The 22,458-nt window shown below is 68.6% G+C and carries 23 protein-coding genes and 2 pseudogenes; 16 read left to right on the top strand and 9 right to left on the bottom strand.

Annotated features, from left to right (window positions below):
* The first annotated feature begins 100 nt into the window (after nucleotides 1-100).
* The 4 genes from O5O46_RS23915 (at nucleotide 101) to O5O46_RS23900 (ending at nucleotide 3,004) form a co-directional block, all read left to right on the top strand.
* Complete coding sequence (locus O5O46_RS23915) at nucleotides 101-250, top strand: lasso RiPP family leader peptide-containing protein (RefSeq protein WP_269857605.1); 150 nt, start codon at nucleotides 101-103, stop codon at nucleotides 248-250.
* A gap of 134 nt (nucleotides 251-384) precedes the next feature.
* Nucleotides 385-2,304, top strand: a complete 1,920-nt coding sequence (locus O5O46_RS23910; RefSeq protein ID WP_269857604.1) for an asparagine synthase-related protein — start codon at nucleotides 385-387, stop codon at nucleotides 2,302-2,304.
* A complete protein-coding gene (locus tag O5O46_RS23905; protein WP_269857603.1) occupies nucleotides 2,301-2,558 on the top strand; it encodes a lasso peptide biosynthesis PqqD family chaperone in 258 nt (85 codons plus the stop codon). Before O5O46_RS23910 ends, O5O46_RS23905 begins: the two co-directional genes overlap by 4 nt.
* Nucleotides 2,555-3,004 (top strand): lasso peptide biosynthesis B2 protein, encoded by a 450-nt coding sequence (locus O5O46_RS23900; protein WP_269857602.1) that lies wholly within the window; start codon nucleotides 2,555-2,557, stop codon nucleotides 3,002-3,004. The genes O5O46_RS23905 and O5O46_RS23900 overlap by 4 nt, the downstream gene beginning before the upstream one ends.
* Nucleotides 3,005-3,478: 474 nt before the next feature.
* Here the strand turns inward: O5O46_RS23900 and O5O46_RS23895 are convergent, their stop codons facing one another.
* The gene (locus tag O5O46_RS23895; protein WP_269857654.1) at nucleotides 3,479-4,054 is read right to left on the bottom strand and encodes a DinB family protein; all 576 of its coding nucleotides are present in this window, start codon (nucleotides 4,052-4,054) and stop codon (nucleotides 3,479-3,481) included.
* 99 nt (nucleotides 4,055-4,153) lie between these two features.
* On the opposite strand from O5O46_RS23895, the gene O5O46_RS23890 reads away from it, so the two are divergent.
* The 4 genes from O5O46_RS23890 (at nucleotide 4,154) to O5O46_RS23875 (ending at nucleotide 7,383) form a co-directional block, all read left to right on the top strand.
* Nucleotides 4,154-5,164 (top strand): helix-turn-helix transcriptional regulator, encoded by a 1,011-nt coding sequence (locus tag O5O46_RS23890; protein ID WP_269857601.1) that lies wholly within the window; start codon nucleotides 4,154-4,156, stop codon nucleotides 5,162-5,164.
* A gap of 230 nt (nucleotides 5,165-5,394) precedes the next feature.
* Nucleotides 5,395-5,868, top strand: a complete 474-nt coding sequence (locus O5O46_RS23885) for a flavodoxin family protein (protein ID WP_269857600.1) — start codon at nucleotides 5,395-5,397, stop codon at nucleotides 5,866-5,868.
* A gap of 172 nt (nucleotides 5,869-6,040) precedes the next feature.
* Nucleotides 6,041-7,030, top strand: coding sequence for a pirin family protein (locus tag O5O46_RS23880; RefSeq protein WP_269857599.1), 990 nt, complete (start codon nucleotides 6,041-6,043; stop codon nucleotides 7,028-7,030).
* Entirely contained in the window at nucleotides 7,027-7,383 is a 357-nt protein-coding gene (locus tag O5O46_RS23875) for a tetratricopeptide repeat protein (RefSeq protein WP_269857598.1), read from the top strand. Before O5O46_RS23880 ends, O5O46_RS23875 begins: the two co-directional genes overlap by 4 nt.
* 65 nt (nucleotides 7,384-7,448) lie before the next feature.
* On the opposite strand, the gene O5O46_RS23870 is transcribed toward O5O46_RS23875, so the two are convergent.
* Nucleotides 7,449-7,688: a hypothetical protein gene (locus O5O46_RS23870; protein ID WP_269857597.1), complete on the bottom strand. Its 240-nt coding sequence runs from the start codon at nucleotides 7,686-7,688 to the stop codon at nucleotides 7,449-7,451.
* A gap of 157 nt (nucleotides 7,689-7,845) precedes the next feature.
* A complete protein-coding gene (locus O5O46_RS23865; protein ID WP_269857596.1) occupies nucleotides 7,846-8,259 on the bottom strand; it encodes a DUF6010 family protein in 414 nt (137 codons plus the stop codon).
* Nucleotides 8,260-8,675: 416 nt separating this feature from the next.
* On the opposite strand from O5O46_RS23865, the gene O5O46_RS23860 reads away from it, so the two are divergent.
* Together O5O46_RS23860 and O5O46_RS23855 are read left to right on the top strand one after the other, a co-directional pair.
* A complete protein-coding gene (locus O5O46_RS23860; protein ID WP_269857595.1) occupies nucleotides 8,676-9,743 on the top strand; it encodes an SAM-dependent methyltransferase in 1,068 nt (355 codons plus the stop codon).
* 294 nt (nucleotides 9,744-10,037) lie between these two features.
* Nucleotides 10,038-10,382, top strand: a complete 345-nt coding sequence (locus tag O5O46_RS23855) for a hypothetical protein (RefSeq protein ID WP_269857594.1) — start codon at nucleotides 10,038-10,040, stop codon at nucleotides 10,380-10,382.
* An 84-nt stretch (nucleotides 10,383-10,466) separates the two neighbouring features.
* On the opposite strand, the gene O5O46_RS23850 is transcribed toward O5O46_RS23855, so the two are convergent.
* Nucleotides 10,467-10,688 (bottom strand): LysR substrate-binding domain-containing protein, encoded by a 222-nt coding sequence (locus O5O46_RS23850; protein WP_443072607.1) that lies wholly within the window; start codon nucleotides 10,686-10,688, stop codon nucleotides 10,467-10,469.
* Between the two features lie 354 nt (nucleotides 10,689-11,042).
* Nucleotides 11,043-11,825, bottom strand: coding sequence for an alpha/beta fold hydrolase (locus O5O46_RS23845; protein WP_269857593.1), 783 nt, complete (start codon nucleotides 11,823-11,825; stop codon nucleotides 11,043-11,045).
* A 268-nt stretch (nucleotides 11,826-12,093) separates the two neighbouring features.
* Here O5O46_RS23845 and O5O46_RS23840 point away from each other — a divergent pair, with 268 nt between their 5' ends.
* Nucleotides 12,094-13,038, top strand: coding sequence for a helix-turn-helix domain-containing protein (locus tag O5O46_RS23840; RefSeq protein ID WP_269857592.1), 945 nt, complete (start codon nucleotides 12,094-12,096; stop codon nucleotides 13,036-13,038).
* A gap of 342 nt (nucleotides 13,039-13,380) precedes the next feature.
* Here O5O46_RS23840 and O5O46_RS23835 read toward each other — a convergent pair whose 3' ends face one another.
* Complete coding sequence (locus O5O46_RS23835; protein WP_269857591.1) at nucleotides 13,381-14,940, bottom strand: flavin-containing monooxygenase; 1,560 nt, start codon at nucleotides 14,938-14,940, stop codon at nucleotides 13,381-13,383.
* Nucleotides 14,941-15,787: 847 nt separating this feature from the next.
* On the opposite strand from O5O46_RS23835, the gene O5O46_RS23830 reads away from it, so the two are divergent.
* From O5O46_RS23830 to O5O46_RS23820, 3 genes and pseudogenes are all read left to right on the top strand, one after another.
* Nucleotides 15,788-16,870, top strand: coding sequence for a PP2C family protein-serine/threonine phosphatase (locus O5O46_RS23830; RefSeq protein ID WP_269857590.1), 1,083 nt, complete (start codon nucleotides 15,788-15,790; stop codon nucleotides 16,868-16,870).
* Between the two features lie 32 nt (nucleotides 16,871-16,902).
* Nucleotides 16,903-17,211, top strand: a complete 309-nt coding sequence (locus O5O46_RS23825; RefSeq protein WP_269857589.1) for a hypothetical protein — start codon at nucleotides 16,903-16,905, stop codon at nucleotides 17,209-17,211.
* A 352-nt stretch (nucleotides 17,212-17,563) separates the two neighbouring features.
* Nucleotides 17,564-18,698 (top strand): annotated as a pseudogene (locus O5O46_RS23820) (PP2C family protein-serine/threonine phosphatase).
* Nucleotides 18,699-18,718: 20 nt separating this feature from the next.
* Here the strand turns inward: O5O46_RS23820 and O5O46_RS23815 are convergent.
* Nucleotides 18,719-19,417 (bottom strand): annotated as a pseudogene (locus O5O46_RS23815) (condensation domain-containing protein); the annotation flags it as partial.
* Nucleotides 19,418-19,960: 543 nt separating this feature from the next.
* Between O5O46_RS23815 and O5O46_RS23810 the strand changes: the two are divergent.
* Nucleotides 19,961-20,158 (top strand): hypothetical protein, encoded by a 198-nt coding sequence (locus O5O46_RS23810; RefSeq protein WP_269857653.1) that lies wholly within the window; start codon nucleotides 19,961-19,963, stop codon nucleotides 20,156-20,158.
* 441 nt (nucleotides 20,159-20,599) lie between these two features.
* Here the strand turns inward: O5O46_RS23810 and O5O46_RS23805 are convergent, their stop codons facing one another.
* Both O5O46_RS23805 and O5O46_RS23800 read right to left on the bottom strand, forming a co-directional pair.
* Complete coding sequence (locus O5O46_RS23805) at nucleotides 20,600-20,920, bottom strand: NIPSNAP family protein (RefSeq protein WP_269857588.1); 321 nt, start codon at nucleotides 20,918-20,920, stop codon at nucleotides 20,600-20,602.
* A gap of 48 nt (nucleotides 20,921-20,968) precedes the next feature.
* Nucleotides 20,969-21,937, bottom strand: coding sequence for an NADP-dependent oxidoreductase (locus O5O46_RS23800; RefSeq protein WP_269857587.1), 969 nt, complete (start codon nucleotides 21,935-21,937; stop codon nucleotides 20,969-20,971).
* Between the two features lie 140 nt (nucleotides 21,938-22,077).
* Here O5O46_RS23800 and O5O46_RS23795 point away from each other — a divergent pair, with 140 nt between their 5' ends.
* Nucleotides 22,078-22,458 carry a winged helix-turn-helix transcriptional regulator gene (locus tag O5O46_RS23795; RefSeq protein ID WP_269857586.1) on the top strand — a complete coding sequence of 127 codons (381 nt, stop codon included), beginning with the start codon at nucleotides 22,078-22,080 and terminating at the stop codon, nucleotides 22,456-22,458.

The following is a 22,458-nucleotide window of genomic DNA, read 5'->3' as shown; positions in this document are numbered from 1 at the left end:
TTGAGTGGTTACATGCAACGCTGTGTAGCGCGGTTTGTGCTGCTCGGGTCTCATTGGTCCGGAGGGGAGCGGAAATCCCGCTCCCGATAACCGGAGGGATGTGATCACCGTGAACGAGGCACTGGCCATTGAGTCCGCCGACGTCTACGAGCCCCCGCTGCTGGCGGAAGCGGGCGACTACGCCGAGCTCACCCAGGGCGTCGAAGGCATTACACCGGAAGGGTGGCATGCCCACTGGGTCGGCGTCTGAATTAACGCGCCGGGTGCTGGCTTCGCCCCGCGCGAGCGAGGGGCTGGCACCCGGCCGCGACCCGCGCGGCTTGTTCTGAAGTCGCCTTCCATTTCTGTTCCACTCCTGCCCGTCTCACCGCTCAGGACAGGCCCATGGGCTCCGCCCCCACCTGGTTCGTCGTTCTTCCGGACCGCGAGATCCATTCCGATGTCATGCGGCAACTGCGGCAGCGGGCCGTCCAGGTCGTCTCCCATCCCTCTGGGCGTCCATGGCTGGTCGGCGCCTGGTCCCCCGACGAACTGACGTTCGCCGCCGCGGGGGAGGTACGGCTCGCCGTCGCCGGGATGTGCTTGCTCACCACCGAGGAGCTGGCCATACGGGCCAGGCGCGTGCACAGCCTGGCCGCCGTCGAGAGTGCGCTGGGTAAAGCCCATGGCAGCTTCCATGTCATCGCCTCCGTGGGCGGCCACACCTACGTGCGCGGGACGCTGTCCGGGGAGCGGCGGGTATACCTGACGGCCGTCGAGGGCGGCGTCATCTGTGCCGACCGCGCGCGTACCCTGGCCTGGCTCACCAGCGCCGAACTGGATACCGCACAACTGGCCGTGCGCCTGACAGGGTTCACCGCGCCGCATCCCTTGGCCGGTGGCGCGTTGTGGCGTGGGATCCGCAGAGTCATCCCGGGTGAGGCCCTGCACCTGGACCCTGGCGGCCAGTGGCGTACGGCCCGGTGGTGGCAGGCGCCCGAGGGCGAGCTGCCGCTCTCGGAGGCCGCCCCCGCCCTGCGGCAGGCGCTGCGCGAGGCCGTGGCGCTGCGGGTGCGGCCGGGTGAGGTGCTGGGCGCCGACCTGTCCGGAGGCATGGATTCCACTTCCCTGTGCTTTCTGGCCGCCGAGGCAGGGGCCCGCCTGGTCACCGCCACCCTGCGCTGGACGGCGCCCGGCAACGAGGATCACGCCTACGCTCAACACGCTGCCGAACACCTGCCCGGTGCCGAGCACTTGGTGTTCCCCTCCGCCGAGTTGCCTGCCCACTTCACCGGGCTCGATGACCGCCGCGACCCCGGCGACGAGCCGTCGGCCGCCCTGCGTGACCGAGCCCAACAGCACCATCTGGCCGAGGCGATGCGGGCGCGCGGGGCCGTCCGCCGCCTGTCAGGGCACGGTGGTGACCACGTGGTCCAGCCGCCGGACGCCTACGTGCACGGGCTGCTGCGTCGCTCCCCGCTGGTGGGGCTGCGGCACGCGGCCGGGCTGCGCGCCCGCCGCCGCTGGCAGCTTGCAGCTGGTGCACGCATGCTGCTCGACGGGCACGCGTACGGAACCTGGCTGGCCAGGACCACCGGTCAGCTGCGGGCCGCCCCGGCACGCCGTGTGGTCCGAGCGCCGCAGGGGTGGGGGCTGCAGCCGCAACTGCCGCCGTGGGCGAGCGACCAGGCCGTCGACCTGGTCGGCGAACTGCTGCGTGCCGCGGCCCGCAACGTCGAGCCGCTGGCCGTCGAGCGCGGTCGGCATGCCTGGATCCACCAGGCGCAGGAAGCGGGAAGGATCGCCGGGCACCTTGCGTACGGGACGGCGGCCGAGGGCCTGCCGGTGCACAGCCCGTTCTGCGACGACGCCGTGATCAACGCCTGTCTGGCGACCCTGCCCCACGAGGCAGCGACTCCGTGGTCGTACAAGCCGCTGCTCGCCGCTGCGATGCACGGCCTGGTGCCAACTCGCGTTCTACACCGGACCACCAAGGACCACTGCGGCGTGGAGTGGCAGCACGGCCTACGGTTGCACCGGCGCGAACTGGCCGCGTGGGCTGAGGAGTCCCGGCTGGTTGCCTCGGGCGTCGCCAACCCGGAACTGCTGCGGCGGGCCCTGCTCTCCCCCGGCCTACTCCGCGGCGGATCAGCGGAGTTGGAGTCAACGCTCGGCGCCGAGGCATGGCTGCGGGACCTTGAGGCGCATCCGGCGCCGGTCCACCTGTGCCATCCCGGTGCACCCCAGCCCGATCCGGACCGGGCTGCACCGATCCGCTCCCTGCCGCCCGAGCACGACAACTCTCTTAAAGGAGCACCAAGTTGAGCCGACTACACGCCGATGTCACCGCGTGCCCGACCGACGACGGCATGGTTCTGCTGGACGAGCGCCAGGGACGCTACTGGCAGCTCAACGGCACCGGCGCCGTCGTCGTCCAAGCCCTCCTGGACGGCGCCACCCTTCAGCAGGCGGCCGATCAACTCGCCCAGACGCAGCCAGTGAGTCGAGAGCGCGCGGCCGCCGATGTCGCAGCACTGGTGGACCAGCTCAGACAGGCGAAGCTGGTGACCACCCCGTGAGCCAAGTCCTTGACACCAACGGGACAAGGCCTCGGCGGGGCCGAAGTCTCACCGCCCGCACGGCCGTTGGCGCCGCCAGACTCATCGCCAGGTTGCCACCGCGCCGCATCCGCACGGTGCTGCGCGTGGTACGCCGTGGAGCCAAGCCGGCCGACTACGCCGAGACGCTGCGGGCGCGCCAGGACGTGACGGCCATCAGCACTCTGTGCGCCGGGCGCTACTGCCTGCAGCGTTCGCTGGCCACGGCCCTGCTGTGCCGACTGGCCGGCAGCTGGCCCACGTGGTGCTCAGGGGTGCGGACATCGCCGTTCGCCGCGCACGCCTGGGTGGAGGCCGAGGGCCGCCCCGTCGGCGAGCCCGAGGACACCACCACCTACCGGACGGTGATCAGCGTGCCAGCGAGGGGACACTCCGATGGTCGCGTATCTGGCGGAACCCCATCGTGACTGCAGCACATCCATGGCTCCGGTTCAGCACGATCAACTCCGCATGCCACGTGCCCGCTTGGCCCTGCGGCGCCCGAGGCAGCCACTCCGCTGGCGCCCAGGCGGTGGCCCAGCGCCCCTTTGGCCGACGCCCCGCTGGGAGCGTGCGGGGCAGAACCCGGCAAGGTTCGGGAGGTGGCGTCAGACAAGTGGATCTCTGGCGAACAGAGCCAGCGGAAGCGGCATGGAAGCACCTCCCAGGGGCGTCGCGGTCTTCGTCCGCGAAGTCAGCCGCTCCGGCACGGCAGGTGTCCGACCGTTACGGCCGCCCACCCGAGCAGCAGGGTGTTCCCACAGCAATTTGCCTTCAGCACGGCTGCCGGGGCCGCGCTGGTGACGGTTGTCGCCAGCGCGGCCGAGGACAGCCTTTACTCACACCTCCGGCGCGCAGCGCCGGTCAGGGCCACGACCCGATCTGTCAGAAACCCTCAGCGGTCAGGTCGACTTCTGCCCGTCGAGCGTCTCGCGCAGGATGTCCGCGTGCCCGGCGTGCTGGGCGGTCTCCGCGATGACGTGCATCACCACCCGGCGCGCGCTCCACACCGCCCCCCGCTCGTTCCAGGGCGCCTCCGGCAACGGGTGCGTCGCCGACAGGTCGGTGATACTGCTGATGATCTCCTCGCTTCGGGCGCCAACCTCCGCGTAGCGCTTGAGGATCCCGGCCAGCGTCTCGCCGGGCAGCATCTGGAAGTCATTCTGGTGATCGATCATCCACTGCGGGAACTCGCGTGCGGTGCCGTCCGCGATATCGGCCCAGGTGACGCCGTCGGGCAGGTCGTAACGCAGTGCCGAAGGACCATCGAGCACGAAGCGCACCCATCCTTCCTCGATGGACGCGACATGCTTGATCAGCCCGCCCAGGCACAGCGCGCTGGCTGTTGGGCGCTCGCCGGACTGTTCGTCGCTGAGTCCGTGCACCGTGCGGGTCAGGGCGGATCGCGCGGCCGCGAGTTCTGCGAGCAGGTCGGCCCGCTCACCGTCGAGGGTGGAGGTCGTGGTCGTGGCGTTCATAGTGATCGGGTCTTTCTGGTCGTTCTCTTTGGTGGGCACGACCACGGTCCCAGCAGAAGCGGACAGGATGTGGCCGCTTCACGAAGCAAGATGGGCATCATGCCGAAGACCTCAGCACGACTGCTGTCGCTCCTCTCCCTCCTCCAGGCGCGCCGGGACTGGCCGGGGCAGTTGCTGGCCGAGCGGTTGGAGGTCAGCGCGCGCACCGTGCGCCGAGATGTCGACCGCTTGCGCGAGCTCGGCTATCCGATCTTGACGATCAAGGGCCCCGACGGGGGCTATCGGCTGGGCGCCGGCACACAACTGCCGCCCCTGCTGTTCGACGACGACCAGGCCGTGGCCCTCTCCGTCGCGCTTCAGACCGCCGCCACCACAGGCGCCGGCATCGAGGAGGCCGCGGCGCGTGCGTTGAGCACCATCCGGCAGGTCATGCCCACGCGGCTACGCCATCGCGTCGACGCCCTCCAGGTCACCGCCGTCGAACGCCCGGGGACCCGGCCGCATCCGCGGGTCGACCCCCAAGTGCTCGTGACGCTCAGCTCGGCCGTACGCGCCCACGAAGTGCTGCGCTTCGACTACACCCCCGCGACCCCGTCGGCAGCCGCCGACGCCGACCCCGCCGCAATCCCGCCGCGCAAGGTGCAGCCACACCACCTCGTCCACTGGGGCGGCCGCTGGTACCTCGTCGCCTGGGACCTGCAGCGCGGCGACTGGCGCACCTTCCGCGTCGACCGCATCAGCCCGCGCACTCCCACCGGGCCTCGATTCACCCCGCGCGAACTGCCCGGAGGTGAGGTGGCCGCCTTCGTGGTCGGCAGGTTTCAGGGCTCCGGCGGGTGGCCCTGCCGAGGCGAGGTGATTCTCGGCCTGCCCGCCCATGTCGTGTCCACCTACAGTCACGACGGAATCGTCGAAGAGCTCGGCCCGGACCACTGCCGCCTCATTCTGGGCGCCTGGTCATGGCCCGCACTGGCCGCCACTATCGGCAAGTTCGACGCCGACATTCAGGTCATCGGGCCCACCGAGCTCAAGGACGCCTTCGCCCACCTGTCCCGCCGCTACGCCAAAGCCGCGGCTACCGACCCGACCTGGGCACACCCAAGCCAGTGAGCCAGGAAACGTACGCCAACTCCGTTGGCTTCACAGGGAATTGGCAGTGCCCCTCATGTGATCTATCGGGTCATGTACCGCTTGGGCGGTCACGATCCGGAGCCGACCGCGCCCCACCGGCATCCCCCTGTGATCGTAACCACATTCCCTTCCTGTCACGGTCGCCGCTCGGGTGGTGTCCTCAAGGTGTGAACGCCGCTGAAAACCGCGCAAGCGAAGGGAACACCATCATGAAGGCCATCATCGTGTGCGCCTCCGCGTCCCATGGCAACACGAAGAGGATCGCCGAAGTCATGGGACAGGTCCTGGAGGCCGTTGTTGTCGACCCTGAGCAGGTCGACATGGCGGAGCTCTCCACCTACGACCTCGTGGGATTCGGCTCGGGAATCTTCATGACGAAGTTCCACCCGCGGCTGCGCCAGTTCGTCCGGTCGCTCCCGAAGGGGGAACGACGCAGGGCGTTCGTTTTCGCCACCAGCGGACTACCCGAACCGCCGTTCCGGCCCTTCGCCCGCCCCCTTGTGCGGCTTCTCGAGCAGAGGGGCTTCGAGGTGGCTGACACCTTCTCGTGTCGCGGGTTCGACACCTGGCTCCCGTTCAGGCTTGTCGGCGGTATCAACAAGGGACGGCCCAACGCCGCCGATCTGGAGGCGGCGCGCACGTTTGCCGAAGGGCTACGAGCTCGGACCGGTGTGGCGTCCTGACCGGTCTTGCCGAGTCACCGCGTGATCCTCGGCCGTCGTACGCCTGGACGTCAATTTCGGGGTCGTCTGCGGCGCCGCCCCGTGGCGGTCGTACGGAGGGACGGGAATACGGGTCGGTGGTTTAAGGTTCAACCATATGCGTCGGCTTCGACGCCCGCCCGAGGAGGATGCAATGCCTGCTGTGACCGCAGAGAACACACTGTTGCTGCCACGCGTCCCGGAACCGGCCCCGCAGGCGGCCACGCAGCGCGCCGTGCGCTCGGTGACGAGTGCGCCGCAGGGCTACGAGGGCGAGGGATTCCCCGTATACCGTGCCTTCGCGGGGGTGCTGCTGCGCGATCTCGACCCGTTCGTCCACATGGACCAGATGGGTGAGGTCGAGTACGCGCCCGGCGAGCCCAAGGGCACCGCCTGGCACCCGCACCGCGGCTTCGAGACCGTCACATACATGATCGACGGCCTGATGGAACACCAGGACTCGCATGGCGGCGGAGGCACGATCACCGACGGCGCGACCCAGTGGATGACCGCGGGCAGCGGCATCCTGCACATCGAGACCCCGCCCGAGGCCCTGGTCGCCTCCGGAGGCCGGTTCCACGGCGTCCAGCTGTGGGTCAACCTGCCACGCGCCAACAAGGGCAACCCCCCGCGGTACCAGAGCATCGAGGGCCAGCAGGCGGTGCTGCTCTCGTCGCCGGACGGCGGCGCGCTGGTGCGCGTCATCGCCGGCGACGTGGCCGGGCACCACGGGTCGGGTGCCACCTTCACGCCGATCACCATGATCCACGCCACGCTCAGCCCCGGCGCCCGTCTGGTGCTGCCCTGGCGGCCCGACTTCAACGCGCTGGTGTACGCGCTGTCCGGACGCGGCGCGGTCGGAGCCGAGCAGCGCCCGCTGGACACCCACCAGCTGGCCGTCTTCGGGCCGGGCGCCGCCCTGACCGTGGCCGCCACCGCCCAGCCGGACAACCGGACGCCCAACCTCGACGTACTGGTCCTCGGCGGTCGGCCGATCCGTGAACCCGTCGCGCACTTCGGGCCGTTCGTCATGAACACCAAAGCCGAGGTCATCCAGGCGTTCGAGGACTACCAGAGCGGCAGGCTGGGGGTCATCCCCGCCGAGCGCGTTCCCCACACGACACCTGGCGAGGAGCTCAGTTGACCGACACCACGTACCCGTACCCGCAGGAGAGCACGGCCCAGCGCTGGGCCCGCGCGGGCCTGTTCTTCGAGGCCAAGGACTATGCCGAGGCCGCCCGGCTGCTCGTCGGCATCGTCGAGGCGGTCCCCGAGCAGGTCGCGCCGCGCCTGCTGCTGGCTCGCGCCTACTACCACTCCGCGCAGCTGCGGAAGGCCGAGGAGCAGCTACGCGAAGTCATCGCCAGGGACCCTGTCGAGAGTTACGCCCACCTGATGTTGGGGCGCACCCTGCAGCGCCAGGGGCGTCCGGACGAGGCCACTCCCTGGCTACGCGTCGCCGCCGCGCTCGCTGGAGAGTTGGCGGTCGAACACTGACGACCCGCGCCGAGGACCCCTTCCACGCCGGGCGCCAACGCCAGGCGTTGGACGGCGCGTGATGGTCAGGGCCGGTCATAAGTGAAGGGCGTTTCGGCGCCCACCCTCCGGCAGCAGCCCTGATCACCGGTTACCACGCGGAGATCAGCCTGCCTGCTCTCAACCGGCACGTGCAGGCGCTGCTGCACGTCCAGGTCCGGCCGCTCAGCCGCGAGGTCATTGAAGGATTCAAGCAGTATGTGACCGCGCTGCCCGAAGTCCTGCCGGTGTTCGACGTGGCCGGCGGAGACGACTTCCTCGTCCATTGTCGAAGGCGCGAGGCTACGGCGCGAAACCCTTGAAGCCATTGGGCTTTCGCGCCACCTCAATGCGTCGCCTCTGCGCGGCCCCGCCGCCTGGCGTCTCCTCCGGCCCCGCCGCTTGGCGTCCCTCGTCCTCCGGCTCCGCCGTCTCCAAGGCTGATCACTTGTCAGAGACTGCCGGTCGGCTGAGATTGCCGCGGAGGAGTTCGCGGGGTGAGGGGCCGCCCCGGAAGCACCATAGTGCGATGACCGGATCACAGATGGCGCAGCTGAGTGAGGAGTTGTGATCGAAGGTGAGAATGGGATGGCCCTTGAGATAGTGGACGATGTCCCATGCGGTGTGGAGCAGCCAGCCGATGCCGACGAAGGTCCATGACTCCAGACCGCGGTAGGCGACGTAGGTGGCTACGGCGGTGAACGCCAACTCCCAGCCGCCCAGGCCGCCGCCACTGAGGTAGGCGGCTCCCGCACCGGCCACCATGATCGCGTTGAAGCGTCGGCGGTGCGGTTCGCGGATGAGGGACATCACCAGCGCGTAGAGGATGCCGACGCCGATGGGCGTGACGTACTGCATGCGTGAGCCTTCCGTGGAGTGTGGTGTAACCGTCGGACGCGTCACGCGGCCGACCCGGCTCACAACGGTATGACCGGCCCCGCCCACCCCCCAGCGGCATTATCGACAGGCTCCAACGGGTTGTCGCCATGGGGAGGTTGCGCGTCGGATCGGTGACGCTCAGACAGCCACCCCCGGCCCAGCCCCGGGCACCTCGATGAGGCGGCTGTTGGGCGGTGCGCGCTCACCCGCCTTCGACGCGCGACAGCCAAGGCTCGCAACACCACGCCCAGCACAAGGCGGGTTTTGCCAGCCGTTGCCATCTGAGCCGCTGTGTAGGGTTGCCCCGTAAAGCGCAGTCAGTTGATGGCCCTCGCCATCCCGCTGGGCGACGGGGGCACGGTGCCTGTGGCGTCCTCGACGTGATGGGAGTGGCAGTGAACAGCCAGAGTGTGGATGAGCAAGGGCTGGATCGGCTTCGGGCCGCGTTGGCGGCGCACTCCGCGATAAAGAGCTGGTCCGAGGGAAGGGAGCTCATCGAGCTCCTCCGGGCAGCCCATCACGCGGGATGGCTCGACCGTCTACACCGCGAGACCACCGCCGACGAACTGGCCACCGCGACCGGTGTCTCAGTCGAGCAGGTCTCCAACGTGCTGGCAGTGCTCACTTCGGCTGGTGTGGTGCAGACAAGGAGCACCAGGTTTCAGCTGAGCCCGACGTTCGATGCCCTTGTCGTCGGCGCCTCCGGTGTCGATATGTCCACCGTGCTCGGCGCCGTGGACCTGACGCGTGGCCAGTTGGAGCAGGCGGTGCAGCCGGCCGGTCGCTCGCGTGGTCTCGATGGTGCGCAGGCGCTGGCGCTCGCCCGCGACTGGGGAGTTCGGGCCACGCCCGGCGCCCGGCAGTTGTACGGGACGCTCTATCAGGCACTCCCCGAGTATCGGGATCGACTCGAACGGGGCGGTCCGCTGCTCGACGTGGGCAGCGGTGTAGGCGGCGCGCTGCTCACGACGCTCACCTTGTTCGAAGAGTTGCGGGCGGTTGGCGTCGAGGTCGTCCCGGAGGTCGCCACCGAACTACGGCGCCGCGCACAGGAAGCCGGCGTCGACGGCCGCGTGGAGCTTCGGGCCATCGATGCACGCACCTTGCGTGACGAGGCGACGTTCACGGTTTCCTACTGGGCTCAGGCTTTCTTCTCCACCAGCGCTCGTACGGAGACCCTTACGGCGATCTTCCGCGCCTTGCGCTCCGACGGTCTGCTGCTGATGCAGGAGCTCTTCCCGCCGTCGGCCACGCAGGACCAGCCCACCGTTCGCGGTCAACTCGATCAGCTCTTCTACCGGCAGCAGGAAGTCGCCTACGGGCTCTCCGCTGAAGCTCTCGCCGCGGAAGCAAGTGCGGCTGGGTTCCAGGACGCCCAGATCATCGACAGCCCGCTGGGGCGACTCGTCATCATGCGCAAACCGGCGGTTGACCAGCTCCAGAGCCTGTCCGGTGGGTCATGAGTGAAGCCACGACACTCCACAGCCGAACAGCACGACTATCTACTTATCTGACCTATTTGCACTGCGGATAGCTGGTCTTTCGATGGGCAGCCTGATGACATGACGAGCCTCCGTAGAGCCGGGCTGGCGGATGGTGCCGGTGTACCAATCGGCTGGCGCCACCAACTGCGACCCGGCTTCGCAAACCCTCTTCTGCCGGTACACGAGGCGGGGTTGCGACGGGCCGGTGCGCTCTCAGCCGTACTTCCAGCAGTGGCCTGCGGGAGCTGCTGACCCGTCGAGGGAAGAGAGATCATGAGGCCGAAAAAGGCACTGTGCCGGTTCCGTAAATCCGTCCTGGCAATCGCCTCGGCGCTCACGCTGCTGGCGGTACTGCCCGGCAGCGCACAGGCCGCGTCCGGCACCTACACCTACGTCACACCGTCCGGGCAGAGCATCCAAGGCCAGGACCCGTCCAGCGACACGTGCGTCCCGCTCACCGGGGGTGCGGTGAAGTTCTCCAACGACACCACCGATACCGCCTTCCTGTACGCCAGCGGATCATGCAGCGGAGGATGGGGCGACCTCGTCGGTACCGGCGCCACATGGGACGCGCCCACGGGCGCCCAGGCCCTGGCCGTCAGGTTCGGCTCCGCGTAATCCTGCCCGCTTGCCGGGGAAGATCGCATGGCCTGCTCGCCCGCCGCGTTTCCCCCGGCTGGCTGGCTGCTGGACGGTTGCGAGTCACTCGGCACTGGCGGCACGGGCGAGCGCGGCGGTGGCGCTCGACCGGGACGTTTGCGGCCACGCGATCACCATTGTCGCTGGCGGCGCGTCCACGACATCGCGGTAGACGACACCAGCACGCGGGTAACGGTTGACGACGGATTCCGGCAGGAGTGTGATCAGTTCACCGAGTTCGACGAGCAGACAGTGGGAGCAGTTGGAGCATGCCGCGGAGTTCAACCTCCTCACCGATCAATTCGTCTCGCACTGCTGATGGTTGCCCGAACTCTCTGCCGGGGGTGACCGCGCAAGCCAACAGGCGACTGTGAACGTGGGCAGCCTGTTTCGGCATTCGGGTTGCCGTCAGCCGCACGATCCAGTCAGCAAGTAGGCGGTCCGTCGCCCCACGATGATGTCGCGCGTGGCGTTGATGGAGGGCTGGCGGCGGCCATGGTGCGGATCCTCCTGCAAGCGCTGGACATCGACACGTGCCTCTGCGGCGCCCGCTGCCGGAGACCGCGCCTGTCGCCGGGCCGTGTGCCCGGCCCGGGACGGCGCGCGTCCCCTGTGCGGACTACGTTCCGCCGGTGCCGCTCATGCGCTGTGCCGCAGGAAGGCGCTCAACGGGCCGTTGACTTGGTCGGGGTGGGTCAGACTCGGGGTGTGTCCGGCGCCTGGTACCACGATCAGTTCCGATGCTCCCGGCAGACGGTCACGGAGCATCTGTCCCAGAGGCAGCGGGACCGGCTGGTCAACCTGGCCGTGCACGATCAGCGCCGGCTGGGTGATCTCGCCGAGGCGGGCAGAGATGTCGTCGACGCCCATGAGCACGGCCACCGCGTCGGCCAATCGGTCCTGCGGCTGCTCCTGCCAAGTGCGCAGCCAGTCCTGGTGGATCTCGGGCTTGCCGAGCAGCATGCCGAGCACGGCGGGGGCCACCGCATCCGGTCCACCGGTACGGAAGCCCTCGCTGACGCCGCTCATTTGGGTCAGTGCCTCCTGCGGCCAGGCCACCGCCGCGGTGTCGATCAGGACCAGGGCCTTGATCCGGTCGGGCGCGCGCAGAGCCGCGCGGAGCGAGAGGAAGCCGCCCTGGGAGTGCCCGACCAGGGTCGCCCGCTCGACGCCGAGGTGGTCGAGCAGGCCCAGAAGGTCGTCGGCGGAGTCCCAGTAGGTGTAGAGAGCGCCATCGTCCTTGGTACGGCCGTGCAGGCGCTCGTCCCAGACCACACATCGGAACTCGCCACGCAGCGCCTCGACTTGCGGTACCCACATCTGGCGGTTCATTAGGTTGCCGTGACTGAAGACGACGACGGGGCCGTCGCCTCCGGTGTCCTCGAAGCACAACTGCTGACCGTTGACTGACGCGAAAGGCATCGGTTATCTCCTAGCGGGGTAGCTGGTTCGCTCGGCGTCCCGCCTCCGAAGGGCGGCCCGTCGAACGCCTCCAATATGCCGGGCGCGCCCTTGGCGGGGTTTGTCCTCGCGCGCACGGCTGATTGTCGGTACGCGCACGGGAATCCACTGGCTGCGCGGGGCGTTCCCCAGCCAGGCGAAGCTGAGGCGATCGCCAACGGGCATACGCGGCGGACGCGAAGGAGAGGGCGAGACCATGACCGTCGTCCTACGGACGCAAGACCACCCGGTGGAGGAACGGCGCGCGTTCTGGCAGGACGTTGTCTGTGACGGTTTCGTGCCCGTTCACGTCAAACCGCTTCAGGATGAGCCGTTCCGCGGAGTCATCAGGGCCGACCGTCTCGGTGCCGTCCGGGTGTCCGAAGTGTCGGCCGATGCCAACCGGGTCGACCGGACGCCACGGCTGATCGCTCGCTCGGATGCTGAGTACCTGCTCGTGGGCGTACTGGAGCGTGGCCGCGCGGTGATCGGTCAGGATGGGCGCGAAGCGGTTCTGCGCCCCGGGGACATCGCGTGCTACGACACCACCCGCCCCTACACGCTCTTGTGTCGCGAGGACTTCTCGATGCTGGAGTTCGTGCTTCCGCATCGACTGGCGCATCTCGACAGTGGCGAGACCGTTGGGGTGACTGCGACCCGTTTCCCCGCCACCGAAGGAGTGGCCGCCCTGGTCTCTCCGTTCCTCACCCGCCTGGCCAGGCACTCCAGTGACTACGTCGACAGCGCCGAAAGTCTCTCCCGGACCACCGGTGACCTGCTCGCCACGATGCTCGCCGAGCAGCGGCCACGTCCAAGCAGTGATCTGCAAGCCGCTCGTCGTACCACGCTGCTGCGCGTCCGCACCTACATCGACCAGAACCTGGCAGACCCCGATCTGTCCCCAGAGCGGATCGCCAACGCACACCACGTCTCGCTGCGGTACCTGCAAAAGCTTTTCTCCGAGGAGCAGACCACGATCGCGGCCTGGATCAGGCAGCGTCGTTTGGAGGGTTGCCGACGCGATCTGGCCGGTCCGTACGCGGCCGACCGCACGGTGGCATCGATAGCAGCCCGCTGGGGCTTCATGGACCCTGCCCACTTCAGTCGCATCTTCAAGGCCGCCCACGGCCTCAGCCCCAGCGACTACCGATACGCCCACAGGACGGCGTTCACCCGCACGCCTCGGGGGGCCTAGTTCGGCGGCCCAGGACTTGGTCAGGGAGTGCAACCCGGCTTTGCTCGCACCGTAGAGAGCGAAGGCGGCCTGGCCGATGGAGCCGACGATCGAGTACGAAACTTGTAGCGAAACGGTTGCGCCAAGCTGGCACACACAGGCGACCACATGGGACTGTGCTGCACTGAGGCTACGTCAAACCAGTACCGCTGAAAGCCATTTCACCTCTGACAAGCCCTCGGCATGCAACGCTGCCTTACTCCTCTGCCCCCAAACGACCATCCACATAGCAGCCCGCCAGGTGAATCGGTCACCGTAGAGGCTGACACTCCCGCGCGAGGACCTGTCGGGGCCTGCCGGTGGTCATTCGGGCAGGTGGGAAGGTGGGCGTCGGAGTTGGGGTTCCGTCTGGGCGGTTGCCGGAGCATCGCGCTGGGCTGGGAAGGCGGCGCGCGGGTACCACGTATAGGCGGCGGGATCGAAAGCGGCAAGGCTGCGGCGCAGGCGGCGGGTGGACCAGGGCCAGCAGAAGGTGTTCAGGCCCGCGCCGTCGAAGTAGTAGCTGGCATGGTCGGTTGTGTACACGGTCGTGGTCAGCGCCGTGTGGAGGGCGGCGTTGTGTGCGTGTTGGACCTCACGCCGCACATCCAGTGCGGCGTGGTCGCCGCCACGCAAGTGGGCGAGGGCGGCGGTGATATGGCGTAACTGGGCTTCGACGACGGTGGGCACGGCCGTGGTGCCGTTGAGGATGTTCGGCCCGGGCAGTAGGAAGAGGTTGGGGTAGCCGCTGACGCTGGTGCCCAGGTAGGCGTGGCGTCCGTCGCGCCAGGTGTCCGCCAGGCGTTGACCGCCCAGTCCGTGCAGATGGGCGGCGATGGGCAGATGGCCGATGTGGAAGCCGGTCGCCAGGATGACGGCGTCCGCACCGATTCGTCGTCCATCGCCACCCACGATGTCGTTCCCTTCCACCCGCGTGGCCCGGGTGGGGTGTAGACGCACATGGGGCTGGCTGATGGCCCGGTAGTAAGTGTCGGACGTCAGCAGGCGGCGGGCGCCGAGTCGATGAGTAGGGGTGAGGTGCTGACGCAGCTCGGGGTCGGGGACCGATCGGCGCAGGTGCAGGCGGGCTGCGGCCTCCAGGGGCGGCAGCATCCACGGGTGCCGCAGGGTCAGGCCAATGGCTTCCTGTGTCCCGGCCTGCAGCCCCCGCGCAAGCCGTCGGAGGGCGGGGCGTCGATACAGAAGGTTGCGCAGGCGCTCAGGGAGGGCGTGGTCGGGTTTGGGCAACACCCACGGGGCGGTGCTTTGGAAGATGTCGACGCGCGCCGCATGACGCTGGATGGAGGGCAGGAACTGCACGGTGGAGGCCGCATTGCCGATCACGGCGACGCGGCGGCCGGTCAGATCAGCCTGGTGGTCCCAGCGGGCTGAGTGGAAGACGGCACCGGGGAAGTCTGCCATGCCCGGCAGGTCGGGGTAGCGGGGCCGGTGCCAAGGGCCGGTGGCCACGATAACGGCACGGGCGGAGTACGTGCCTGCGCTGGTGTCGAGATGCCAGTGGCCGCTCCGGGCGTCCCAGCGTCCGCCGCGGACCTCGACTCCATAGCGGATCATTTGCTCGATGCGGTGCTCGGCGACGGTGGAACGGAGGTAGGCCAGGATCTCCGGCTGACTGGCGAAGGTCCGCCGCCAGGGACCGGGCGCGAAGGAGTACTCGTACAGCAGGGACGGCACGTCGCAGCCGCAACCGGGGTAGGTGTTGTCGCGCCAAGTGCCGCCCAGCTGGTCGGACTTCTCCAGCACGACGACGTCCTCGAATCCCGCCCTGCGCAGCATGACGGCCGCGGCAAGGCCGGACAGACCGGCACCGATGACTGCGACCTCCGCCTGGTAAGAGGTATCCCGACCGGCAGCATCGACCACGTGTGTTCCCCCATATCGCGATCGCCAAGGGGCACAGAACGTAGCAATGCTCAGGACCGCGCGGCACCACACGGACCCACGTACGGGTGGGGTCTCAGCGAATGCACGTCAGTTTGCGACGCCCTGTGCTTGCTTGCGGGGCGATTCGATGGAGACTGGCCTGCCCGCTTCACGCGCGGGCCGCACCGCCCACAACGAGGGCGACGTGACGGCCGCGCAGGCGCCACTCGTCATAACCCGTACGGCCGCTGTACGGACCAGCCATACGGCGCTCCCTACGCCGACGTCTCCCCCCGCAACCCCCCGGCCAGCCGATCGCCGACCTCGACGACGAGCGGATCCAGTTTCGGTCGAACCCAGCAGGTCCGGGACGGCTGCGCCGTCGCAAGAACACCCACCGCACACCACGCCACGACGTGCACGATGTCGGCCCACCGGGCTCCCGAAAGGAAGGCACGAAGAAGGCGATCACCCCGCGTCCGTGCCGCACAGGGGAAAGATCAAGCCTGCAGCCAGGCTAAGAATCGCCCACAGAGGGAAATCTCAAGTCGTAGGATTGCTATAAAAGTCTTGACATGCCCTCGCTGGATGGTCGGGTTGTGCTGCTGAACCGCATCAGGCTGGTTGCCTTGCCCAAGTGCTGCCGGAAGTGCTTGTGTGCAGGCCGCGTGATGGGATCCGCCGAAGCCTTTCGTCGGGCCTCGGCACAGATCATCGTGTCGCGGGCCGTTTCTCCAAGGCCTCCACTACCGCGACCCCGCCTGCACCGGAGCGCCCCGTGAAACTGCCCGGCCGTCGTGGAGCCGAAGACCGCGGCACAGCACAGTTGCCTGCTCCGCCAGCGTGGATGCGGTGGCTACCGGCCATCTACGTCGCAGCGGTCCTGGTGCTCGAACCGGTCACTCCAGTGCAGTGGCCGGTGAGCTTCCTGCTCATCGCCCTCCCCGTGGTCGCTGCCTTCGCCCACTCCCCCGCCGTCGTCGCCGGCATCACGATCTTCGCCGTCACGTTCGAAGGCGTCCTGGCCGGCACTCCCTGCTGCGCAGGCCGCTCCGTGGGTTACTTGTGGGAACGCCACTATGTGGCCGTGTACGTCTCCACCGCCTTGGTCGGCGCCCTCGGCACGATTCTGGCTGCGCACCGGACGCGCCGGGAGCGCACTCTCGCCACCGTTCGCTCCGTGGCCGAGACGGCGCAGCGTGTGCTGCTACGACCGGTGCCCCATCGCCTCGGCCCGGTCATCGTGGAATCCCTCTACCTGTCAGCCGCCGCGGAAGCACGCATCGGCGGCGACCTGTTCGAGGCTGTTCCCACCTCGCACGGCGTCCGCCTGCTCATCGGCGACGTCCGCGGCAAGGGCCTGTTCGCGGTGGAGACGGCCGCGACGATGCTCGGGGCCTTCCGGGAGGCCGCCCACGAGGAGCCGGATCTTGCCGGGGTGGCGCGCCGGATCGAGAGGAGTATGAACCGCAGAGCCGCTCAGCTTCCAGGCAGTGATATGGAGGAACGCTTCGTCACTGCGGTGTTCGCCGAGATTCCCGACCGCGAACCCGTGGTCCGGATCGTCAACTGCGGCCACCCGCCGCCCCTGCTCATCGGCCGCGATGGTGTCACCGAGTTGGATCCAACCGATCCCGCACCGCTCATCAACCTCGGTGGTCTGCTCGGAGACGAGTACCACATCGACGTGGAGTCCTTCCATCCCGGCGACCAACTGCTGCTGTACACCGACGGTGTTACCGAGACACGGGACCGCACCGGAGCCTTCTACCCACTCACCGAGCGCATTCGGTCATGGGCCGCCCTTCCTCCTCGCGAGCTCCTCGACCACTTGCACCAGGATCTGCTCGCCTACAGCGACGCGCGCCTCGATGACGACACCGCCGCCCTCGCCGCGTACCGTCTCCCCGAGGAAACCCGCGACTGCTAGTCGTACTGGTGCTGACGGGCTTTCTGACGATCGTGGGTGCTCTGACCTACCCGTACCAGGTGCTGGGCCGCTACGGTGCCAGCGCCGAGGCGGAGGTCAGCGCCGTGCACGTGGTGCACGGCAAGCACGGCGATACCTGGACCTGCGACGTCCGACGGCTGGACGGCGTGCCGCTGGCCCACCGGCAGATGGCCGACGACTACGCGTGCGCTGGGCCGTCCGCCGTCGGGCAGCAGCTCTCGATCCTGGTCGATCCGTACGGCTGGGCGGCTTCGGGCGAGGGTGACCGCAGCGCCTACGACGGCCTCGGGCGGCAGCTCGTCGTGCGGGCGCCGCTGTAGGACTCTTCGCGCTCACCACGTACGGCGTGGCCCGTCTGGGTCCCCGCCGCGCTCGTCGCCCACTCACCAACGCATGACCGGCGAACCCGGTCAGCGCATAACCCCATGCCCGGTGCCTGCGAGTGACTCCCCGCCCGGCGACTGCGGCATCCGGCCCGAACCGCCACCACGCCGGTCGGCACAGGTGGGGTGGGGCCGAGCGGACGCCGCTGACGTGAGAGGCGCCGGGATCGGTGTGAGACTGGGCGCGGAGGAGGTGATCTTCGTGCCCGACGGACCGCACGTGCCCGCAGGCCGAGCCGCCCGGTCCGGCGTCGGCATCGACGAAGAGCGGCTGGAGGAGCTGATCTCCATGGCGCACACCGCCATGCCGACGGATCTTTCGGGCGTGGTGAACCAGTGCGTCTCAACCCTCGGCATGGACTCTGCCGTGATCTACCTCGTCGATCTGCAGCAAAGGCTGCTCGTCCCACTCGACGAGACGTTCCAGACCCTGCCGGTCGACGGCTCGTTGGCGGGCTGGGCGTACCGCACGGTCTCCTTGCGGGTCACCGACTACGAGGACAGCGTAATCGTGTGGGTGCCTCTGGTGGACGGCGCCGAGCGGCTGGGAGTGCTCGCCGTTCGGACCGCGACGCTCGACGGTTCTCGGTTGCGCCGCAGCCGGATGCTGGCGGGCCTGCTCGCGGTGGTGATCACCTCCAAACGCGCCTACAGCGACTGGCTCGTCGCCAGGACCCGCACCGAGCAGATGCAACTACACGCCGAGTTGATGCGTGCCTTCCTGCCACCGCGCACCATCGGCAACCGCGACTGCGTCTCGACCGCGGTGCTGGAGCCGGCCTACGGGCTCGGCGGCGACGCGTTCGATCACTCGGTGGTCAAGAACATGCTCCACACCGCAATCTTCGACGCCATGGGTCACAACCTCGCTTCGGGTCTGACCACCTCGGTCGCCCTCGCGGGCGCACGCAACGCCCGCCGCAGTGGCGCCGGCCTGCCCGAACTGGTCGGCACCGTCGATCAGGCCCTCGCCGGGTGGCTTCCCGACCAGTTCTGCACCGGTATCCTGTGCCAACTCGACGTGACCACCAGCTCGTTGCGCTGGATCAACTGCGGCCATCCGCCGCCGCTGCTGATTCGTGACGAGCGGGTCATCGACCACGCTCTCGTCGGCAAATCACAGCCGCCGATGGCGGCTGCCCGCTCAGCTCGCACCGGCGAACCGGAAGGTCCACGAAGCGGCGCTCGAACCTGGCGACCGGGTTCTGCTGTATACCGACGGCGTCACAGAGGCGCGCAGTGAAGGGGGCATGGAGTTCGGCCTCGACCGGTTCACGGACTTCATCATCCGCTCCACCGCGGCGGGCCAGCGCCCGGCCGAGGTGTTGCGGCTGCTCATCCACGCCATCCTCGATCACCAGCGCAACGAACTGCGGGACGACGCCACCATCCTGCTTTTCGAATGGCGGCCGCAGCGGCGGTGATGCGTTACGTCCCGGGGCCGACGGCAGTACGCCTCGAAGGCTGCCGCTTCCGCGTCGTCCACGAGCATGTCCCGCATGAGCCTCTGGGCGGGCAGCGGCCCTGCGGGGTCGAGACCGAGATCGACGGGAAAGCTCGGCAGTTTCCCGCCGCATGCGGCGATGAACTCCCGCCAGCGGGCCACGACCGCGTGCGCGTCGTCGAGCTGGTCTGCCTTGGTGCGCTCGGCTGCGCAGAAGTCGACGTAACTGGCCACCGGTGCCGTCTCCACCGGACGGCCTTCGAGGCCGGCCGCGTAGAGTTCATGAAGTTCGGCGGTGATGCGCTGGATCGAGTACGCGTCGACGTTGCTGTGGTCGAACGCCATGTAGACGCTTGTGCAGTCGCCACGGACTACTGCGGTGTAGATGAAGTTCGGCCAGGTGAGGGCGTCCGCCACGACGTCGAACCGCTCCTGCAAGTACTGGGCCAGCTTCGCCGCGTCGGCGAAGCTGCCGATGTTTTCCCGGTGCAGCGTGACGGCATCAGCGTCCAGTGTGAAGCGCCGCATTTCGTCGCCGACCCAGCGGAAACCGCTGCGCAGCGTCTCGTGTCGCAGCGTCCAGACGCACAGTGCCTCCTGGAGGACGTCCAGATCGACCTCTCCGGGGATGTCGAAGGCGGTGCCGAGCCAGCTCGGTACCGACAACCCGGCCTGGCGTACCGCTCGTGCTGTCTGGACGATGCCGCGCTTCGGCTGCGCCCGACCGCGCCTACCTGGCCGTGCTCATCCGACGAAGGAAGACCCCGTGTAGCGGAACTCACGGGCCAAGTGGGTCAGTTCTCGCGGAGAGTTGGCCGCTCTCGGCACGGTGTCGGTCAAGTGCGCCTCGCATCTCGCGTTTCGAGGCCTGGGACGCATCCAGTGGACCGGTGGAACGCACGGTGTGTCGCCCGGGTGGTTATTTGCCCGCACCGACCGGGTCGACCGTGATGGGGGGCCGAATTGCTGTCCACGGGAACGTTGATGCCCAGCGACATCGTGTGGGAATGGGTCTCGTTCGACGGGGTGACCACGACCTGGTGAACGTCACCCCCTGCCACCAGGTCGTTACCCGTAAGGTTTGGCTGGCCTAACTAGTTACCCCTGGGTAGCACCGACCGATGGCTCTCGCGTCCCCCGTTCGGCCTAACGCCAGGTTCGCTCCGCATGCTGCGGTTGGGCCGCCTGCATGATGGTGATGGGGCCTGGACACACAGGCCCATCACGGATGAGGTGATCGCAATGAAGGAATCACCGGACAAGGAATCGTCAGAAGAGAAGAGCCAGCCGAAGCGCCTCTACACCGGGGCGGAACGCCCCTTCGATCCTGAAGACCTCGTGATGGCATCGGGACACGACGTGACTCCTGAACGGCTCGAACTGGCGAAGCGACACATCGAGGAGAAGGGCGCCGCCGCACTGGAGAGATACCTCCCGTAGCCGTGCACCACGGGCCGCCCGTGACCCGGCGGGAACTCCCCTTGGACCCGAGCACGGGCGGCCATCAGCAGACAACGGCGGCACAGCCCGTCGAACACACCCGGAGACTCGGTACACGCACTCACGCCTCCGTTCGGACTCATCCGACCGGGGCGTTCGTCATGTCTGGAGGTATCCCGCCAGGCTGCACGACATCGAGTCAGCTCGTACCAGTCCGCCAACCACCCACCGGCGGCGTGACTTCGCGTTCATCAAGAGAAGCGAGGGGCTGGCACACATCGATCCTCGACGGGTCACCGCGACGCCGTGCGTCGCCCGTAGGGGGCGCGCCCAACCGTCCCATGGGTTTTGCGGGCGCGCCCCGGTGCACACCGGTAAGCAGCGCGCGGGCTGGTCCCAGCGTCGGGCGAAGGAGACTCCGTGACCAGGTACGTCGTCCGGTCACTGCAAGGGTGAGGCGGGCGTGGGGGCGGCGCGGGTGACGACGGACTTCTCGGGGAGAAGCAACTCGTGCACCACCGGGCCGATCTCGTTCTTCCAGCGGCCGCTGTCGTAGACCGCAGAGGACTGCGCCTCGCGCTGGGCCTCGTCCTCGAAACGCCTGATCCACACGTAGCCGTCTTCGTCCTGCTCGTCGGTGAACGAGGCGACGACGGTGATGCCCTTCGAGGCCTGGAACGGGATGACCACGTCTTCCATGTAGCGAATCCACTCCTCGCGGCGTCCGGGCTGGCTCTGGTAGTAGCGGATCTCGTAGAGCATGGGGTTGCTCCGGTCTTTCGGATTCCGTCGCGGGTTCGCGGTGGGGGGTCAGGCGTTGGTGCGGAGGACGAGCTTGCCGCGGGTGCGGCCGTGCTCTCCTCGTACGTGGGCCTTGGCGGCCTGCTCCAGCGGGAATGTCTCCTCGACCTCCACCACCAGCTTGCCGGCGTCGATGAGGTCGGCGATCCGGCTCAGTGCTGGGCCGTCCGGTTCCACCAGGAGGGGGCTGACCCGCACCCCGCGCGCCTGTGCGGCCTCGGCCAGTTCGGGTGAGACGCCGGCCGGGACGGCGACGAGCAGGCCGTCCGGGCGCAGGACCTCCAGCGAGCGCAGACTTGTCTTGTCGTGGGCGTCGCCGACCAGGTCGATGACGACGTCGACCGCCCGTGCGGCGTCCTCGAAGCGGACGGCCGTGTAGTCGATGACTTCGTCGGCGCCGAGTTCCCTGAGCCACGTGTGGCGGGCGCTGCTCGCCGTGGCGATGACCTGCGCGCCCAGGTGCTTGGTGAGTTGGACCGCGAAGTGGCCGACGCCACCGGCGGCGGCGTGGACCAGCACGCGCTGCCCGGCGCGCACATCGGCAGTGTCCACCAAGGCCTGCCAGGCCGTGAGGGCGGCGAGCGGTACGGCTGCGGCCTGCTCGTGGCCCACGGTGGCGGGCTTGCGGGCGAACTGGCGGGCGGGAGCGGTGACGTACTCGGCGTAGCCACCGGCCGCGCGCGGGAACCACGGCATCCCGTACACCTCGTCGCCCACGCGCAACGTGGTCACGCCGAAGCCCACTGACTCCACCACGCCGGAGACGTCCCAGCCCAGCACGAAGGGCGGCTCGCCCAACACCCCCGCCATGCCGCCGCCGCTGCGGGTCTTCCAGTCCACCGGATTGACACCGGCTGCGTGCACGCGCACCAGCACCTCCGTCGGCAGCGGCTCGGGCCGGGGCACCTCCTGCACCCGCAGCACCTCCGGGCCCCCGAACCGGTCCTGAACCACCGCGCGCATCATGGCTGCGGACATACGTCATCTCCTGGGATCGCACCGTACGAAAGGCCGTCGGCGGCCTTTCCGTTGATGGCGACGAAGCTATCCCCGGGGGCGTAGTTACCATCAAGGACTACTACTTCCCTTTGGAAAGTACCCTGGTAAGGAGAGTTCGGATGACGACCAGCTGCTCGTCCGGCCAGCACGCGCACCACGACGTCTACGCCGCCCAATGTCCGTGCCGCGCCCTGCTCGACCTACTCGCCAACAAGTGGTCCGCACTGGCCATCGGCGCACTGGAGGAGGGACCGCAGCGGTTCGGAGCGCTCCAGCGCCGGCTCCAGGGCGTCAGTCCGAAAGTCCTGACCCAGACCCTGCGCCGCCTCGAAGACTTCGGCCTCGTCGACCGCACCGTCTACCCGGCCGTCCCCCTCCACGTCGAATACGCCCTCACTTCTGTCGGCAGGAGCGCCGCCGTCCCCCTCAACCTCCTACGCACCTGGGTCGAGGAGAACTTCGACAACGCCGCCCCGGGGGAGCCGGTCCTCGGGGCTTGA

It is taken from the genome of Streptomyces sp. RPT161, from assembly GCF_027533845.1.
GTDB classification, from domain to species: domain Bacteria; phylum Actinomycetota; class Actinomycetes; order Streptomycetales; family Streptomycetaceae; genus Streptantibioticus_A; species Streptantibioticus_A silvisoli_A.
Note: the sequence above shows the minus strand (reverse complement) of the source record. Positions and strands in the feature narration are given on the sequence as shown.

Coding starts and splice junctions, on each gene's coding strand:
- O5O46_RS23910 (WP_269857604.1), top strand. CDS start 385: ATGGGCTCCGCCCCCACCTGGTTCGTCGTTCTTCCGGACCGCGAGATC.
- O5O46_RS23895 (WP_269857654.1), bottom strand. CDS start 4,054: ATGAACGCCACGACCACGACCTCCACCCTCGACGGTGAGCGGGCCGAC.
- O5O46_RS23890 (WP_269857601.1), top strand. CDS start 4,154: ATGCCGAAGACCTCAGCACGACTGCTGTCGCTCCTCTCCCTCCTCCAG.
- O5O46_RS23885 (WP_269857600.1), top strand. CDS start 5,395: ATGAAGGCCATCATCGTGTGCGCCTCCGCGTCCCATGGCAACACGAAG.
- O5O46_RS23880 (WP_269857599.1), top strand. CDS start 6,041: ATGCCTGCTGTGACCGCAGAGAACACACTGTTGCTGCCACGCGTCCCG.
- O5O46_RS23870 (WP_269857597.1), bottom strand. CDS start 7,688: ATGGACGAGGAAGTCGTCTCCGCCGGCCACGTCGAACACCGGCAGGAC.
- O5O46_RS23865 (WP_269857596.1), bottom strand. CDS start 8,259: ATGCAGTACGTCACGCCCATCGGCGTCGGCATCCTCTACGCGCTGGTG.
- O5O46_RS23855 (WP_269857594.1), top strand. CDS start 10,038: ATGAGGCCGAAAAAGGCACTGTGCCGGTTCCGTAAATCCGTCCTGGCA.
- O5O46_RS23845 (WP_269857593.1), bottom strand. CDS start 11,825: ATGCCTTTCGCGTCAGTCAACGGTCAGCAGTTGTGCTTCGAGGACACC.
- O5O46_RS23830 (WP_269857590.1), top strand. CDS start 15,788: ATGCGGTGGCTACCGGCCATCTACGTCGCAGCGGTCCTGGTGCTCGAA.
- O5O46_RS23810 (WP_269857653.1), top strand. CDS start 19,961: ATGAAGGAATCACCGGACAAGGAATCGTCAGAAGAGAAGAGCCAGCCG.
- O5O46_RS23805 (WP_269857588.1), bottom strand. CDS start 20,920: ATGCTCTACGAGATCCGCTACTACCAGAGCCAGCCCGGACGCCGCGAG.
- O5O46_RS23800 (WP_269857587.1), bottom strand. CDS start 21,937: ATGTCCGCAGCCATGATGCGCGCGGTGGTTCAGGACCGGTTCGGGGGC.
- O5O46_RS23795 (WP_269857586.1), top strand. CDS start 22,078: ATGACGACCAGCTGCTCGTCCGGCCAGCACGCGCACCACGACGTCTAC.